This window comes from Synechococcus sp. H60.3, assembly GCF_047462295.1.
Classification (GTDB): Bacteria; Cyanobacteriota; Cyanobacteriia; order Thermostichales; family Thermostichaceae; genus Thermostichus.
Genome location: NZ_JANSIY010000068.1, coordinates 1 through 14,198, shown reverse-complemented (window position 1 = coordinate 14,198; position 14,198 = coordinate 1). Strand labels below are relative to the sequence as shown.

The following is a 14,198-nucleotide window of genomic DNA, read 5'->3' as shown; positions in this document are numbered from 1 at the left end:
GGGGTTGGCTTTGGGGGGCCAACCCCCCGGGGGGAGGGCCCCCACCCCCCTCGGCCCCGCGGGGGGCGGGGGGGGGGGGGGGGGGCGGCGGCGCCACGGGGGGGGGGTGGCTTTCCTACGAACCGCTCCTGCTCTGGGGGATCCCAGGGACGTCGGCAGGACGGAGATCTGGCCCCTCTGCTGGCGGGAGGGTTGCCGCTGGGCCGGCTGGGCCTTTTTGCCAGCAGCCCTGTTGGTGTCAGTCACCACCCTCTTGACCACCGAGGTGGCGGCGGTGCCCTTGCTGTGGGCCCTCCCCCTGAGCATTTATCTGGTGACCTTCATGCTGGCCTTCGGCGGCCTCTACCCCAATGAGTTGGTTTCGAGTACGACAGCTCTCCTGGCCTGTGGGGCAGTGGGGGCCCAGGTTCTGGGCTGGGTGAGGCCTTGGTTTTGGGTGTTGCTGCTGCATCTAGGGGCTTTTGGCCTGGTGAGCTGGTTCTGCCACAGCCAGTTGGCCAGATCTCGTCCGCCGGCCCAGCAGTTGACGCAGTTTTACCTGTGGCTGGCTGTGGGAGGCAGCTTGGGAGGGCTGTTCTCCGCTTTGCTGGCGCCGCAGGTGTTTGAGACATTACTGGAGTACCCCCTGCTCTTGGGGGTGTCGCTGGCGGTGTTGGCGGCACGGGGAGGGCGGCTGGGGCTATGGCTGGGGCTGGGGCTGCTCTTGCCCCTGCTGCTGCTGCGCTTCCACCCCCAGGCGTTATTTCGCCTCGGAGCTGCAGTGGGCTTGGCCGTGGGGGTAGCGGTGCTGGCCCTGATGGGAGAAGACGGGAACCGCGGCTGGCGCAGCAGGCTTGGCCGGCTGGGGACGGGGGTGGGGTTGGTTTTGCTGCTGGGACAGCCTTGGCTACCGCCGGGGCTGCAGGTGGTAGCCAGCGAGCGCAGTGTCTTTGGCCTTCACCGCCTTGTGGAATACCACACCGAGGCGGGCTCCTTCCGCAGTCTGCTCCATGGCACCACCCTGCACGGCAGCCAGAACCTAGATCCCCAGAAAGCCCTGGAGCCGCTCACCTATTTTTCCCGCGAGGGGCCGGTGGGTCAGGTGTTCCAGCAGTGGCGGGCGCAGCCGCGCTCTTCTCCAGCCCAGGTTGCAGTGTTGGGGCTGGGGATCGGCACCTTGGCCGCCTATGCCGAGCCGGGAGAGGAGTGGACGTTCTTTGAGCTGGATCCCACCGTGGCCGACTGGGCGGGCCGCTACTTTGCCTATCTCAAGGGGGCCAGGCGGCGGGCGCAGGTGCGGGTGATCTTGGGCGATGCCCGCCTCCGCCTGCAGGGGATCCCCAATGGCAGCTACGACCTGCTGGTGATGGATGCCTTCAGCTCTGACGCTGTGCCGGTGCATCTGCTCACCCAGGAGGCCCTGACCCTCTACCTCAGCAAGCTCAAGCCCCAGGGCTGGCTGCTTTTTAACATCACCAACCGCCACCTGGACTTGGCGCCAGTGTTGGCCGCCTTGGCAAGAGAATTGCGGCTTCCCGCCTGGTATCAAGCCCATGAAGAGCTCACCGCCGCCCAACGCCGGGCAGGGCTGGCTCCCTCCCGTTGGGTGCTGATGGCCAAAAGCCCTAGCGGCTGGCAAGGCGGGGATCCCTGGCAGCCTCTTTTGCCCCCAACCGGAGATGCGGTCTGGCGAGATGATTTTTCCAACCTGCTGCAGGCAATCCGCTGGCCCTTCTTGGGCCAGGAGGAGGTGGCTCACGAATTCGGCGGAGATCTCAGGCGGAGTTAGTATGAGTTAAGATTGTTTGCAACGTAACTAAAGCCCGCCCAGGAGCATGGCCTATGTCTTCCTCAACTGTGCAAGCCTTACCCAGGGATTCTCAAACCGTTCTGACCGAGGCCCCTGCAGCTTGTTTTGTGGCCATTGGTGGCAGCCTACGGCCCAATTCTCTGACCTATCGGACGCTGGAAGTGGTGCGGCGCGAGTTCGAGAAGCTAGGGATCCCGCTGCACCTCCTCGATCTGCGGCAGATGAAGCTGCCCTTTGCCGATGGCTCAGAATCCTACCCAGACTATCCCGACGTGGCAGTCTTGCAGGCAACAATGAAACAGGCGGATGGGATCATCCTGGCCAGCCCGGAGTACCACGGCGGCATCAGCGGCAGTCTGAAAAATGCCCTGGATCTGTTGCGCTTTGAGCACCTGGAGGGCAAGGTCTTCGGGCTGATCAGCGTTTTGGGCGGTGAGAGCAACAGCAATACCCTAAACCAGATGCGTTTAATCGTGCGTTGGGTGCATGGCTGGGCGATCCCGGAGCAGATTGCCATTGGTCGGGCTTGGAGCGCCTTCGATGAGCAGGGCAACCTCAAAGACGAAAACCTACGCCAGCGCTTGCAGCGCTTTGTGCAGAGCATGGTAACCAACACGGCCAAATTGCGCGGGATCCCGGCTCCCCTTTCCTAAAAAGGCGCTAGGCTCTCCAGCAGCCTCCGTTTTAGTAGCTCCCCCTTTTGCTCTTTCAGGGGAAAGGGGTTGGCGCCCAAGCAACGGCATGGCTAAGGTGAGCCAAGAGGAAGCTGCGGCAAAAATCTGCATCACCAAAGTCGGGCCATGGTTCAACCTGCTTCCCCCTACTCCTCAACTGGAGCTGGGACCATCTCTCCCCTAGTTGCCCTGCAGGTAACCTTGCAGCGGATGCGGGAGCAGAGCGATGCCAATGCCCTGATTCAGCTCACGCTGGAGTATGTCAGGGCGGTGTTTGGGGCGCCGCTGATCTGGCTGGCCCTCTATGACCATGCCAATCACCAGTTGGTGGGCCAAGGGGGGGTGACCCTGCGTGAAGACGATCAAGCGCTCTTGCGAGCTCTGTATCCCCTGCAGCCGGGGGAGATCTTGGAGCAGGTGGTGATCGAGCAGCGGCCCATCAGCGTGGCCGATCTCTCACAGGAGCCGCGCATGGGCCTTTGGCAGCGGGAAGCCAAGCGCCTGGGCGGGATCCAAGGCTGCTTCATCTACCCCTTTTCAGCAGTAGGGCGGCGGCGCTGCCTAGGGATCCTGATGCTGGGATCCCAGGTGTGGGGCATCACCACCCGCGAGGAAGAAAAGGCGCTCCTGGGGATTTTGCTGGGTCAGTTGGCCGCCTCTTTGCAAGAGCTGGAAAACGCCTGGAGGCAGCAGACCGAAAAACGCCTTGAGGATTCGCTCCTGAGGCTGGGAACGGCGATGTGCCAGGCGGGATCCCTGCAGGAACGGGTCAGCCTGGTGAGGCAGGAGCTGCAGACGTTCCTGGGCGCCGTCCATATTCAGGTGTACTGGCACGAGCGCAGCCAGGGGCGGTTTGTTTCCCATGGAAGCGCCGCCAGGCCCAGCCAGCCACCCACTCCTGCCCCCATATCCAGAGAGGCCAAAGCGGGAGCAGCACCGCCAGGAGATGGCGGCTTTTCACTGCGGGAGTTGGGGGATATGTACTACACCCTCGCCGATGGCCAGGTGGTGGTGGGCGGCACAGGGACGACCCGCTCCGAGATCCCCCTCAAGCTGATGCAGCAATTGCGGGCCCAGGCGGCCTTGGCCGCCCCCATCTTGCTGGAGAAAGATCTGCTGGGGTTTATTTGGGTGCAATCGGAGGTGCCTCGCACCTGGCAAGCCTCCGAGCGCCAGTTGGTGGCCGCCGCCGCCAATGGGCTGGCCTTAGCCGCCCCCCTGGAAAATCTGGATCGCCGCATTCGCCAGTTGGCCGACGACCAGGAGTTTGTCCACCAGGTGGGCCGTTCGCTTTACAATCCGGCGGAGCTGCCGCAGGCTCTCCAGCAAGCGGTGGTTGGCCTGGGTCAGCGTCTGCAAGCCGGTGCGGTGGCCCTCCTGACGGTAGATCCCGATAGGCCAAGCCCCCGCCTCTTCTCCGAGTACCGCAGCGAGGGCAAGCAGGCTTTGCCGCCGCAGTTCAGCTCTTTAAGCGAGCAAGACTGGCAGGATCTGCTGCGCAGCGAGGTGGTGGCGGCGGAAAACTACGACCAGGATCTGCGCCTCCTCTCCTGGCGGCAAGACCTGGCCCCTTTGGGGGTGCGCTCCCTCCTGCTGACTCATACCGGCGCCAGCGGCACTGCCACCCCCGAAGGGCTGATCCTAGTGCTCCACCCGCGGCCAAGGGCTTGGAGCCGAGAAGAACGGCAACTGCTGCGCGGGACTGCCCAACAAGTGGGATTGCTCCTGCGGCAACTTCGGTCTCAACAACGGCAGGAACGGCAAAAGCACTTGCTCAGCGGCCTGATTACCGCTTGCCTGACTTTGCAAAACCTGGCCACCCCTGCTGCTCTCTACGCCACCACCGCCCAACAGGCAGCCCAGCTCCTCCGGATCCCTTTGGCGCTGGTGGTCAGTTGGCAGCCGGGGGAGAGCCGGGCCTGCTTGCAGCCGCCCTTTGCCGCCGCCCCTGAGTTCTGCCCCAGCGGCCCCACGGAGATCAACCGGCAGGATCCCTTGCTGGCTGCTGCGCTGCAGGCAAGAGGGCTCCTCCAGCTTGCCCAGGAACAGATCCCGGCAGCCAGCCGCACCTGGCTTAATTCCGCGGGCCTGGGCTCCTGGCTGCTGGTGCCCTTGGGGGAGACGGATCCCTCGCTGCCGGAGCCCCTGGGGGTTTTGATCCTGGGAGCAGAAGCGGACAGAGTCTGGGAGGCGGAGGAGCAGGCGGCTGTAACGTTAATTGCCCAAACCTGTGGCTGGACGCTGCGGCGCCTGCTTTGGGTGCAAACTTTGCAGGAGCGGCAGGAGGTGCTCAGCGAGTTGAACTGGTACAAGCACCGCCGCCTGCTGGATATGCAAAATGCCCTTCTAGATAGCCTGCGCCGCCTTGGCCAGGTGCCGGACATCCCGGGAGATGAGGCCACCCGCTGGCAAAAGGTGGTGGAAATCGGCAGGGGGCTGCAGGAGCTGGCCGTCTCTACCAATCCATTGTTGCAGGCAGAAACCTGGCAGGTGCAGCCGCAGTTCCAGTCGCTGTCTTTGGCTACTTTGGTGCGCAAAAGCTTGCGCCGGGTGGAGGGCCTGACCCAAAAACGCAAGCTGTGGCTACGCGCCCACGGCGACCTCAGTCTCGCCGTCCAGGGCGATATCGGGCGATTGGAGATGGTCCTCTGGGAGGTGCTGCTGGCTGCTGCCTTGCGCAGCCCGGAAGGAGGCCGGCTGGATCTGTGGGGCCAAGCCACAGAGGGCTATGCAGAGCTGCTGGTGGTGGATCAGGGCCACCTTGATCCCCACCTGCTGACGGCCTTGCAATGGGATCCGCAACAGGTCATCTACGCCGATCCCCTCTTCCAATCGCCGCTGCTGGTGAGCCCCGGCCTGGAACTTGGTCTGTGCCAACGGGTGGTGCAGCGGATGGGGGGGCAGCTCTCCTTCTATCTGTCTGGGGATGGGCGCTCCGTTGCCCGGCTGCTCCTACCGCTGGCCAGCGAGGAACTGCGTCCCCCCCCGCCGTAGCCTCAGGGGGACAACGCCCTCAGCAGCCAAAACAGGGGCAACAGGGCCAGCACCCCCCGATCTAGCCGCCGCAGGTGTAGGCGGTGCCAGCGCAAGGGGTGGTCGGGGCCGGTCAGCCCACGCGCCTGCATGGCCATGGCTGTCTGCTCCGCCCGCAGGAGCAGGTTTTCAAAAAAGCGCTCCACTAGGGCCAGCAGGGTTTGGATCCCGCCCCGGAAGCTGAGGGATCCCCAGCGCACGTCGCGGGTGCGCACTGCCCGCACCAGGTTTTGCACCTCCTCCATCACCAGCGGCAGAAAGCGCAGCGCTAAGGTGAGAGTGAGGATTACCTCCGCAACCGGCCATCCCCAGCGTTTTAGAGGCTGCACCAGGTGGCCGATCCCCTCTGTGATCTCTTCTGGGGCCGTGGTCAGCAAAAACAAATTGGTGGCGTAGAGCAGCGTAAAGATGAGGGTGCCCAGCCGCAAAGCCACCGACAGAGAACGGCGGGACACCTGAAAGGTTCGCTCCCCTAGGGAAACTTGCAGCAAGCGGTAGCGGTAGGGGGTTGGCCAGGCACGGGTTTGCTCCCGCCAGGCCCGCTTGGCCGCTGCGCGGGATCCCTCTTCCACCCCCCAGTCATAGCTGGGGATGAGCCCGTAGCCCACCACCTGCACGTCCTGCCGCTGCGGCTGCGGGAAAACCCCCAACCCATCGGGAGCGAAGCAGGTGATCCCAAAAGTGAGCAGGCTGAGGGCCAACACCAGCGAGAGCTGGCCCGACCAGACCCGACGCGGCAGGCGGGCCGCCACCGTCAAGAACAACAGAACCGCCACCACGGCCAGGCGCCAGCCATTGCCAGCCAAAATTGGGCTGAGCAGAAAGCTGAGCAGCCAGGCCAGCTTCACACGCGGATCGAGGCGGTGCAGCCAGGTGCGCGGCTCTTCCAGGTAGATCCCCAGCGGGGCGTTGCGCAGAATATCCACTACAGGCAAACGGGAGACAGGTTATCCCCCAAAAGAAGAACGGAAGTTGGCAGCAGAAAAGGCTTAGAGTCGCTCCACCAGACGGGTTGAGCCGGATTGGGCGGCGACCCATCCCCCCGGGGCCCCCTCTCGCTCAACGCGCAACCAGACAGGCACCTGTCCTTCGCCAGCCTGCACCTCTACCACCCGCAGCAGAGCTTGGCGCGGAGCGGCCCCGACGATAGCCCCGGTCAGGCTAGGCTGCTGGCGAATGTTAATGCCCTCATTGGCAATCACCCGCACCTGTTGCACACCCCGCCACTCGGCCAGAGGGCCGGTCAATTCAGGCTCAGGCGTGGGTTCCGGCTGGCCTGGATTGTCGATGGCAACCGGCGGCTGCTCCAGTTGCACCTGGGGCTGCTCCAGCGGCGGCGCCGGCGGCGTGAACAGGCTCCTCAGCATCTGCCAGATCACCAGCAGGGAGAGGATGCCCACGCCGACCACTCCGGCCAAGCGGATGCCGAGGGGAATGGCAGGGCGCTCACCCCGGCCGCGTCTTGGCCCAAAACGGCTGCGGCGGTAACGCTCCACCCCCTGGGATCCCCACTCGTGGGCGTGTGGGATCCCTTCCTCGAAGGGGGGCTTGGCCGGCCCCTCGCCACCCCGGTAGGCGGGCAAATCGGACATGCGCGGAGGCTCTGGAGGAGGTGCTGTCCCTCCCCGCGGAGATGGGGCGGGTGGGCGAGGCCATTCTTGTGTTTGCTCAGGCAGGTGTGGGCCACCCACCATGGCAGGCAAATGGGGTGCGGGGTGAAAAGATTGGGGAGATAACGTCCCCGCCGGCGAGCTTTCGCGGCTGGGCATTTCGTCCAAGTAAGCCTGAACCTGGGGGTTGTCGAAGTAGGCCTTCAGGCTGGCCTGAGCGGTTTCCAAGGCGCGAAACTCCGGGAACACCTCCTCTTGAAACCACTTTTCCGTGAAGCGGCACAGACCCGGCAGATGGTCAGGGGAGCCGGCGGAGTGTTCTGCAATAAACTGCAGGGCCTCTGTTTCTTGGCTGGAGCGCAGATGGTCAAGTGCCTCCTCCGTCTGCCCCAGCAACAGGCTGCAGATGGCCTGCTCCAGATGGACATCCTGCCGCTGGGCCAGGCGGGCCAAGTAGCCGCGGGCGCGCCGCACCAAGGCCGGACGTTTTTCCAGATAGCCCGCTGCCAGCAACACCTGCACAGCCAAGTAAGTGGCCACCAGGGAGGGACGCTCGGCCTCTCGCTCAAACAGCTCCTGCTGTTCTTGGAGAGTGAGGTGGCGGCGCACCCGCTGGATGAAGCGCAAGAAATCTTCTGTGCTGAGGCCAGAGCCATCCTGCCCACTTCCTTCAATGCCACCCCGCTCGTCCAGCATGGCTTTCAGGAGGGCAAGCCCTTGCTGCCGCGCCAGGGCAGGATCGGCAAGCGCCTCTTTGCCGCTTTGGGCAGGGGCGTTAGTCTCAAGGCTGAGGAGCTGCAAAATGCGGTAGGGGCGCAGCTTGCCCAGATCAAGGCGGAACTCTGCTTGCATCTGCGGAAAAGCCTGGTACTCCTCCAGCTCCGCTAGGCCCGCCTGCAGAGAACGCGCCGCCTCTTCGTAGGATCCCTGCTGCCAGGCTTCCCGGCCCAGCTCCAACCGGCCGATGGCCCGCGCCAAAATGGCATCGGAACGGGCAGGGTGGCCCTGCTCCAACATGTGTTGAGCCAAATCTAAAGCCGCTTGGTAGTCTCCGGCTTCGCAATACAAACACAGCACGCCTGGCAAGAGGGTCTCTTCCACCGTCAAGGTGGGATCCGTCGGTGTCAGATGTTCGTCGTAGCTGTGCCGCGCCTCAGGGTTGAGCAACACCGAGGCCGCCTCTTGAATGAGCTGAGCGCGTGCTGCCACGGCCTGCGGCGAGAACCCCAGCAGCCAAGAACGCTCAGCCGGTTTGAGCTCGAGGCGCTCCCGGTAAGCCTGTTCGATCTGATGCTCGTCTGCCCGTGGCGACAGCATCAAAACTCGGTAGTAGTCGAGGGGCACTCGCACCGTCATGGCTGTTGTCGGCTCTCCTAATCGCGTTGGATCCCTGAACCCGCCTCGACTTAACTGTAGTCTTTTCCTCAGCAAAAGGGATCCCCTCTTGCTTAGAACCTACCAGTCCCAGCTCCCCGGCTCCCCCTTGAAGGGGCCTACGACCTTGGAGGTAATCCAGCCGCCGTAGAAATCTCCCGGCTGGGGCCGAACTCGCTCTCCATCCACCCGGCACTCCTGCACGCGGCCCGCATAAAAAGCAAGGTAGTCGCGGATGGGCCAAAACTCCGGGCTGGGATCCGGATAGCTCCAGGCGGCATCCACGGCCACTTGGGAGCCGACCTGGATCGTCCAGTAGCGGGCAGTTCCTTTGAACTCGCAGAAGGAGGTGCGGGCGCTGGGGCGGAGATACTCCAGCCGCACGTCGCTGGGGGGAATGTAGTAGGTGGGCGGGTGGCTGGTTTCCAAGACGCGGTAGCAGCGGTAGCTTTGGGCGATGAGCTCGCCGTTGAAGAGCACTTCCACCCGCTCGGCGGTGGGCTCCAAGCGGGGCGGGCGCGGGTAGTCCCAGACGGATTCTTGTCCGGGCCGGGGCGGGATGGGCTGGGGGCGCATGGGCAGTCTCCAAAGCAGGATCTGACAGCACCTAAAGCAGACGGCTGGCTTCTACCAGTTTGGCGTACTGCACCAGCAGCAGAGACTGTTGCTCCGGCAACACCTGAATCACCCCCTGCTGCTGCAGACGGCCCAGCACCGCCGCCGCTACCTCTCGGCTGACCTGGCTGATATCGGCCAAATCCTGGAGGGGAGGGTAAACAATGCGCATTCCCTGGGCGGTCTTCTCGCCAAAGGCCTCTGCCAGTTGCACCAGCGCATGTACCACCCGCAGCGGGGGGCTTTGTCGATCCAGATCGGCCTGCAAATTGGCCAGGCGCAAGCGGCGGGAGAGGCTGCGGGCTAGCTGGTAACACAGGTGCGGCTCCTGCAGCATCAGCGCCTTGAAAGTTGCCGCGGGGATCCCGGCCGCCCGCACCGGGGTTAGGGCCAGCACATCCCGCGAGCGGGGAGCTTCATCCAACACCGCCATTTCCCCCACCCAAGCACCCGGCCCGAGCAAAGCCAAGGTTTGGGTGCTGTCTTGCATTCCTTCTGCTGTGCCGAGCCGCAAAGACCGCCGCACCTTAGCCCAGCCGGAGAGGATTAGATAAACCACACTGCCCCAGGCATCCTGCATCAAGAGCGCTTGTCCTGCCGCAATATCCCGCAGCTTCACCTGGGATCCCAGCCATTGCAAGGACGCTGCCGAAAGTTCCGCCAGCGTCGGCACCGCCTTGAGCTCGGAGAGGAGGGCAGCAGAGACATCAGGAGTCATGCCGGAGGGAGGTTGACCGTACCGCAAGCCCACTGTAGCCCAGCCGTCGGCTCAAGGGCTATCCTGCAGAGGGTTCTCGCACCGCCCTGCCCCCTTGGGCCAAGATCGGGAGAGGGAACCCAACTTCCCCCGTTGCGTCAGAAAACAGAGGTTCTGCTCGGGAGGGGATCCCTCCGTCGTTCAATAACCTATGGATGCCTATGGATGCTGCCCTCAGCGACATCACTGGCCAGCGCTGGTCGGTCTTGGTGAAGGACGTGCCTGTGCGGCCCGAAAAGCTCGCTGATCTGGATCTGGTGCTGCTCTGCCAGCAGGGATCCCAACCCCACCGCGAAGCCTTTGCCGAGCTGATACGCCGTCACCAGGCCTATGTGGACAGGGTGCTCTACCACCTTGCCCCTGACTGGCCCGACCGACACGACTTGGCCCAGGAAGTTTGGATCCGGGCCTACCGCCACCTGAAGCGGCTGCAGGAGCCAGCGAAATTTCGCAGTTGGCTGGGAAGAATCGCCACCAACTTGTTCTATGACGAGCTGCGCAAGCGCAAGCGGCAGCAGCAGCCTCTTTCTTTGGATGCCCCGATTTCGACGCGGGATAGCGAGATGGAGTGGGAACTGCCCAGCGAGAGCCCCAGCCCCCATGAGCACCTCACCACCTGCGAATTTTACGAGCGATTGCACCAAGCCGTCCGCGACCTACCGCAGGTTTTTCGCCAAACAATCCTGCTGCGGGAAATTCAGGGGATGGCCTACGAGGAAATTGCCGAGATCACAGGGGTATCTTTGGGCACCGTTAAGTCTCGCATTGCCCGCGCCCGTGCCCGCTTACAATCCACCCTAAAACCCTACCTCAACGGTGAGTGACCATGGTTCGCCGCAACCGTAACCCCGACCGCGAGGATCCCCAGCCAGAACTGCCGCTGGTGGAAGAGCGCTTTGAACAGTTGAGCGCCTACCTGGATGGGGAATTGTCGCCCCAAGAGGCGCGGCAGGTGGAAGACTGGCTGGCCAGGGATCCCCAAGCGCGGCAACTCTACAGCCAACTGGCAGCCTTGCAGGCCGGCTTGGCCAACCTCAAGGCCCCAACTTTGGATCCCGTCCAGACGGAGCTGCTGATCAGCCGGGTCTTCGAGGAGCTGGATCGACGGCCGGCCCTCGAGCTGGGTTGGTGGCGGCGCAGGGGCACCCCTTGGGGACGGGTGGCAGCGGCTGTGGTGGCCTTGGCGGGAGCCGGCTGGGCGGGCTGGCGCTGGTTGCAGCCACAGCCGTTGGTATCCCTAGAAAATCCGCCGGTGCGGGTGGCCATCGTGCCGGCCTCTGCCCGGGTTGCCCAGCGCTACCTGTTTGAGCCGGGGCAAAAACAAGATGCCTACTCGATTTTGTTTGAGACAACGCCGAACCTCGAAGCCGAGGGGGACTGGGAATGATGCTGAGCAGGCTTGAGAAAGATTGAGGAGTGGAGGGTGGAAAAAGCAGTTCGCCGGGCTTGTGAGCTAGCAGTTTGCCTTTGGCTAGTCAGTCTGGGATCCTTGTCGGCCCAAGCTGATCCCAGCGGCAGCCATCCCGCAGCGCCGCAGGAGCCACGCCCCTATCCCAGTGTCCTGGAGCCCAGCAACCTGTCCTCACCGGGATCCCGTCTCGCTCCCACCCCCGCCCAAAATCAAGCGGCCTCTCCCGGGATAGAGCTATCGCCTTTTCCGAACTTCCCCCTCCTCAAGGAGTTGAGTCCACCCCCACCAACCTGGGCCGACTTAGGCATCCATTGGGATCACCTGGCCCTGCTGCCGGATCCTGAGCTAGCCGAGGCAATGGATAGGGAGTTCAACCGTCGCTTGGCCCGACTGAACCGGCAGATTGCCAACCAACAAGACCGCCTCTACCGCCTTTTGCAAACCTGGGACTCTGACGAAGAGGAGATCCGCCAGGTTCAGGCCCAACTGAGTCAGTTGCGCCTCGAACGGGATCGCTTGGCCCTGGAGCACCTGTTGCTGCTGCGGCAGTTGCAGGAGAACTTTGCCCTGCCTCTACCGAGTCGTTCTGCCGCCACCTCTCCGTAAGGTGGGAGCAGGTTATGATCGGCAGAGGGCAACCACTGACGGAGCTGAGCAATGGCCCAAGTGCCCAGCAACCCAGAGATCGAGCAATTGGCCGCTGCCATTGGCGAGGAAGTTTACATCGATGTGGCCCGGTGGCACCTTTACCTGCGGGATGCCCACCTGCATACCGTTTTGGCAGAGCGACTGGCTCCCCAGGTGATGGCAGGCAAGGTGGACGAGAATGCCGTTACCGAGGTTCTGCAAGGGATCCCAGTAAAAGTGGGGGGTGGGCGCAAAGAGCTGCCCCTGGCGGATCTGCTGCCCATGCAAAGCCTGCTCAACCTGCTGGATGTGCTGGAGGAGTTCAGCCGCAAATGGGCTCAGTAGAGGGGGAGAAACCATTTCACCTAAGGCGATTGCCGCCTCCCCTCAGCACCTGGCTTAGGGCCAGTGGTTTTGTCCTGCTGCTGGAGCTGGTGTCGGCCTGTCAGGGAACCGAGTGGGGAGAGCGGCTGCAACGAGCAGTGCGACCGGTGGGTCTGTCTGCCTCTCCCTCTGCAGATCAAGCAGATCAATATCAACAACGAAATCAAGTAAATCAAGCAGAGACGCCTTCGCCTCGGATCGAACCCCGCTTCCCCTCTGCGCCTGCAACTCCCCCTGCTGCCTTCACGCCTCTGCCCAGCCAGCTCAGCAGCCGCTTTGCGGATCTGGAGCCCGGATCCCTGGTGGCCCGCTCGGTCTATGACCTGGATCAACTGGGGGTCTTTGCTGATATTCCCGGCAGGGAATTTCAGCCCCAGCGCAGTGTTCGCCGCGGCGAATTTGCCCGCTGGCTGGTGCTGGCCAACAACGCCATTTACGCCGACGAGCCCAGCCGCCAAATCCGGCTGGGACCCGCCAGCGAGCGCCCCCTCTTTTTGGATGTGCCGGAGGAGGATCCCAACTTTCGCTACATCCAAGCCCTGGGAGCTGCCGGCATCGTTAGCGGAGACGCCAACCGCGAGTTTCGTCCCAACAGCCTGCTGTCGCGAGCCGAGCTAATCCGCATGAAGGTGCCTTTGGATTTGCCGCCTGGGCAGATCAAGGGATCCCGATTAGAACTGGAGGAGCGTTGGGGCTTTACCGATGCAGCGCAGATCCCTGAGGAGGCGGTTGCTCCCCTGGTGGCAGATCGCAGCCTGGAGAATGCCTCCACCGTGTTGCGCACCTTCGGCCCCATCCGCACCTTTAACCCCTTTGAGCCGGTCAGCCGTGGGGAAGCGGCAATTGCCCTGTCGGCTTTTGGAGAGCGGACAGCTCAGGAGGCGGTAGCCCAGCTCTCGGCCCTGCCAAGTCCAACGCCGGAAGCCGAAACTTCTCCGCCGGCAGCCCAGCCGGAACCCACCTCTCCTACCCCTGAGGGCGAGCCTTCCCCCAGTGAACCGCCGGCAGCTACCCCGGGAGCAGGGAAAATCGTTACACCCCGCTAGGGGATCCCAGGCTTTAGGAACCGAGAGGTCGAAAGCTCCCAAGGAGAAAGGCTCTGTTGCCTCTCCCTAGGGCAGGGCTTCCCGCCTAATAATGATGGAAGAAGCTAGCTTTGGAAAAAGGGATCCCGTCTGTGTCTGCAACCATTCCCGAAATTCGCTCTGAAGAGCTGCTGCGCTACACCGTCATTGGCTCGCGGCGGCCCAGCGTCTACTTTTGGGCGGTGGCGCTGACAGGGGGTGGGCTGGGCTTTACCCTGGCCGGTCTTTCCAGCTATTTCCACCGCAACTTGCTTCCCTTTTCCGATCCCGCCAGCCTGGTGTTCATTCCCCAGGGCATTGCCATGCTCTTTTACGGTGTGCTCGGATCCCTGGCGGGGCTGTATCAATGGCTGAGCCTGTACTGGAACCTGGGGGGCGGCTACAACGAGTTCAACCGCCGCACCCAGAAGATAACGCTGGTGCGGCAGGGCTTTCCGGGCAAAAACCGCGAGGTGCGGCTGGAATACGACTTTGCCGAGGTGCAAAGCCTGCGGGTCGAGCTGCGAGAAGGCCTCAACCCCCGCCGGGTTATCTACTTGCGGGTAAAAGGACGCGGCGACATCCCCCTCACCGGCGTTGGCCAGCCCCCTTCCCTGACGGAGATCGAAAACCAAGCAGCCGAGATTGCCCGCTTTCTCAATGTCAGCCTAGAGGGTATTTGAAATTCTCTTGGATTGTGGACGGCTGCTGGTCAGGGATCCCAGGAATTGAGATAGCCCAGAAACCGGCTCAACAACATCGGGTCAATTGTCCAAGTAAACTCCCCTCTCCCGAAGGGAGAGGGGTTGGGGGTGAGGGATCCCTGCCTTGCAGAGTGCTCAAGAAAGGTCTAGGACTCG

Annotated in this window: 13 protein-coding genes; 9 read left to right on the top strand and 4 right to left on the bottom strand. The window is 63.3% G+C overall.

From position 1 onward, the window contains the following. From NW841_RS08475 to NW841_RS08465, 3 genes are all read left to right on the top strand, one after another. Nucleotides 1-1,768, top strand: a 1,768-nt coding sequence (locus NW841_RS08475; protein WP_414386087.1) for a spermidine synthase, incomplete at its 5' end; no start/stop codon positions are given. 53 nt (nucleotides 1,769-1,821) lie between these two features. After that, entirely contained in the window at nucleotides 1,822-2,442 is a 621-nt protein-coding gene (locus tag NW841_RS08470) for an NADPH-dependent FMN reductase (protein WP_414377529.1), read from the top strand. A gap of 147 nt (nucleotides 2,443-2,589) precedes the next feature. Continuing rightward, complete coding sequence (locus NW841_RS08465) at nucleotides 2,590-5,457, top strand: GAF domain-containing protein (RefSeq protein WP_414386086.1); 2,868 nt, start codon at nucleotides 2,590-2,592, stop codon at nucleotides 5,455-5,457. A 2-nt stretch (nucleotides 5,458-5,459) separates the two neighbouring features. On the opposite strand, the gene NW841_RS08460 is transcribed toward NW841_RS08465, so the two are convergent. From NW841_RS08460 to NW841_RS08445, 4 genes are all read right to left on the bottom strand, one after another. Next, nucleotides 5,460-6,422 carry an energy-coupling factor transporter transmembrane component T family protein gene (locus tag NW841_RS08460; protein WP_414365416.1) on the bottom strand — a complete coding sequence of 321 codons (963 nt, stop codon included), beginning with the start codon at nucleotides 6,420-6,422 and terminating at the stop codon, nucleotides 5,460-5,462. Between the two features lie 63 nt (nucleotides 6,423-6,485). Then, the gene (locus NW841_RS08455; protein WP_414386085.1) at nucleotides 6,486-8,462 is read right to left on the bottom strand and encodes an SH3 domain-containing protein; all 1,977 of its coding nucleotides are present in this window, start codon (nucleotides 8,460-8,462) and stop codon (nucleotides 6,486-6,488) included. Between the two features lie 99 nt (nucleotides 8,463-8,561). Continuing rightward, nucleotides 8,562-9,056 carry a DUF427 domain-containing protein gene (locus tag NW841_RS08450; protein ID WP_414372014.1) on the bottom strand — a complete coding sequence of 165 codons (495 nt, stop codon included), beginning with the start codon at nucleotides 9,054-9,056 and terminating at the stop codon, nucleotides 8,562-8,564. 31 nt (nucleotides 9,057-9,087) lie between these two features. Then, a complete protein-coding gene (locus NW841_RS08445) occupies nucleotides 9,088-9,813 on the bottom strand; it encodes a Crp/Fnr family transcriptional regulator (RefSeq protein WP_414386084.1) in 726 nt (241 codons plus the stop codon). A gap of 200 nt (nucleotides 9,814-10,013) precedes the next feature. Between NW841_RS08445 and NW841_RS08440 the strand changes: the two genes are divergently transcribed. The 6 genes from NW841_RS08440 to NW841_RS08415 all read left to right on the top strand — a co-directional run bounded on the left by NW841_RS08440 (nucleotide 10,014) and on the right by NW841_RS08415 (nucleotide 14,021). Beyond that, nucleotides 10,014-10,676, top strand: coding sequence for a sigma-70 family RNA polymerase sigma factor (locus tag NW841_RS08440; RefSeq protein WP_414365396.1), 663 nt, complete (start codon nucleotides 10,014-10,016; stop codon nucleotides 10,674-10,676). Nucleotides 10,677-10,678: 2 nt separating this feature from the next. Further along, a complete protein-coding gene (locus NW841_RS08435) occupies nucleotides 10,679-11,239 on the top strand; it encodes an anti-sigma factor family protein (protein WP_414386083.1) in 561 nt (186 codons plus the stop codon). Nucleotides 11,240-11,341: 102 nt separating this feature from the next. Then, nucleotides 11,342-11,869 (top strand): hypothetical protein, encoded by a 528-nt coding sequence (locus tag NW841_RS08430; RefSeq protein WP_414386082.1) that lies wholly within the window; start codon nucleotides 11,342-11,344, stop codon nucleotides 11,867-11,869. A 51-nt stretch (nucleotides 11,870-11,920) separates the two neighbouring features. Beyond that, entirely contained in the window at nucleotides 11,921-12,235 is a 315-nt protein-coding gene (locus tag NW841_RS08425) for a DUF3181 family protein (protein WP_414365391.1), read from the top strand. After that, complete coding sequence (locus tag NW841_RS08420; RefSeq protein ID WP_414386081.1) at nucleotides 12,223-13,320, top strand: S-layer homology domain-containing protein; 1,098 nt, start codon at nucleotides 12,223-12,225, stop codon at nucleotides 13,318-13,320. The genes NW841_RS08425 and NW841_RS08420 overlap by 13 nt, the downstream gene beginning before the upstream one ends. A gap of 131 nt (nucleotides 13,321-13,451) precedes the next feature. Next, a complete protein-coding gene (locus NW841_RS08415; RefSeq protein ID WP_414386080.1) occupies nucleotides 13,452-14,021 on the top strand; it encodes a photosystem I assembly protein Ycf4 in 570 nt (189 codons plus the stop codon). The last annotated feature ends 177 nt before the right edge of the window (nucleotides 14,022-14,198 follow it).

What these genes read in the sequence shown, in the direction of transcription:
- NW841_RS08470 (WP_414377529.1), top strand. Translation starts at nt 1,822, where the DNA reads ATGTCTTCCTCAACTGTGCAAGCCTTACCCAGGGATTCTCAAACCGTT.
- NW841_RS08465 (WP_414386086.1), top strand. Translation starts at nt 2,590, where the DNA reads ATGGTTCAACCTGCTTCCCCCTACTCCTCAACTGGAGCTGGGACCATC.
- NW841_RS08455 (WP_414386085.1), bottom strand. Translation starts at nt 8,462, where the DNA reads ATGACGGTGCGAGTGCCCCTCGACTACTACCGAGTTTTGATGCTGTCG.
- NW841_RS08450 (WP_414372014.1), bottom strand. Translation starts at nt 9,056, where the DNA reads ATGCGCCCCCAGCCCATCCCGCCCCGGCCCGGACAAGAATCCGTCTGG.
- NW841_RS08445 (WP_414386084.1), bottom strand. Translation starts at nt 9,813, where the DNA reads ATGACTCCTGATGTCTCTGCTGCCCTCCTCTCCGAGCTCAAGGCGGTG.
- NW841_RS08440 (WP_414365396.1), top strand. Translation starts at nt 10,014, where the DNA reads ATGGATGCTGCCCTCAGCGACATCACTGGCCAGCGCTGGTCGGTCTTG.
- NW841_RS08435 (WP_414386083.1), top strand. Translation starts at nt 10,679, where the DNA reads ATGGTTCGCCGCAACCGTAACCCCGACCGCGAGGATCCCCAGCCAGAA.
- NW841_RS08425 (WP_414365391.1), top strand. Translation starts at nt 11,921, where the DNA reads ATGGCCCAAGTGCCCAGCAACCCAGAGATCGAGCAATTGGCCGCTGCC.
- NW841_RS08420 (WP_414386081.1), top strand. Translation starts at nt 12,223, where the DNA reads ATGGGCTCAGTAGAGGGGGAGAAACCATTTCACCTAAGGCGATTGCCG.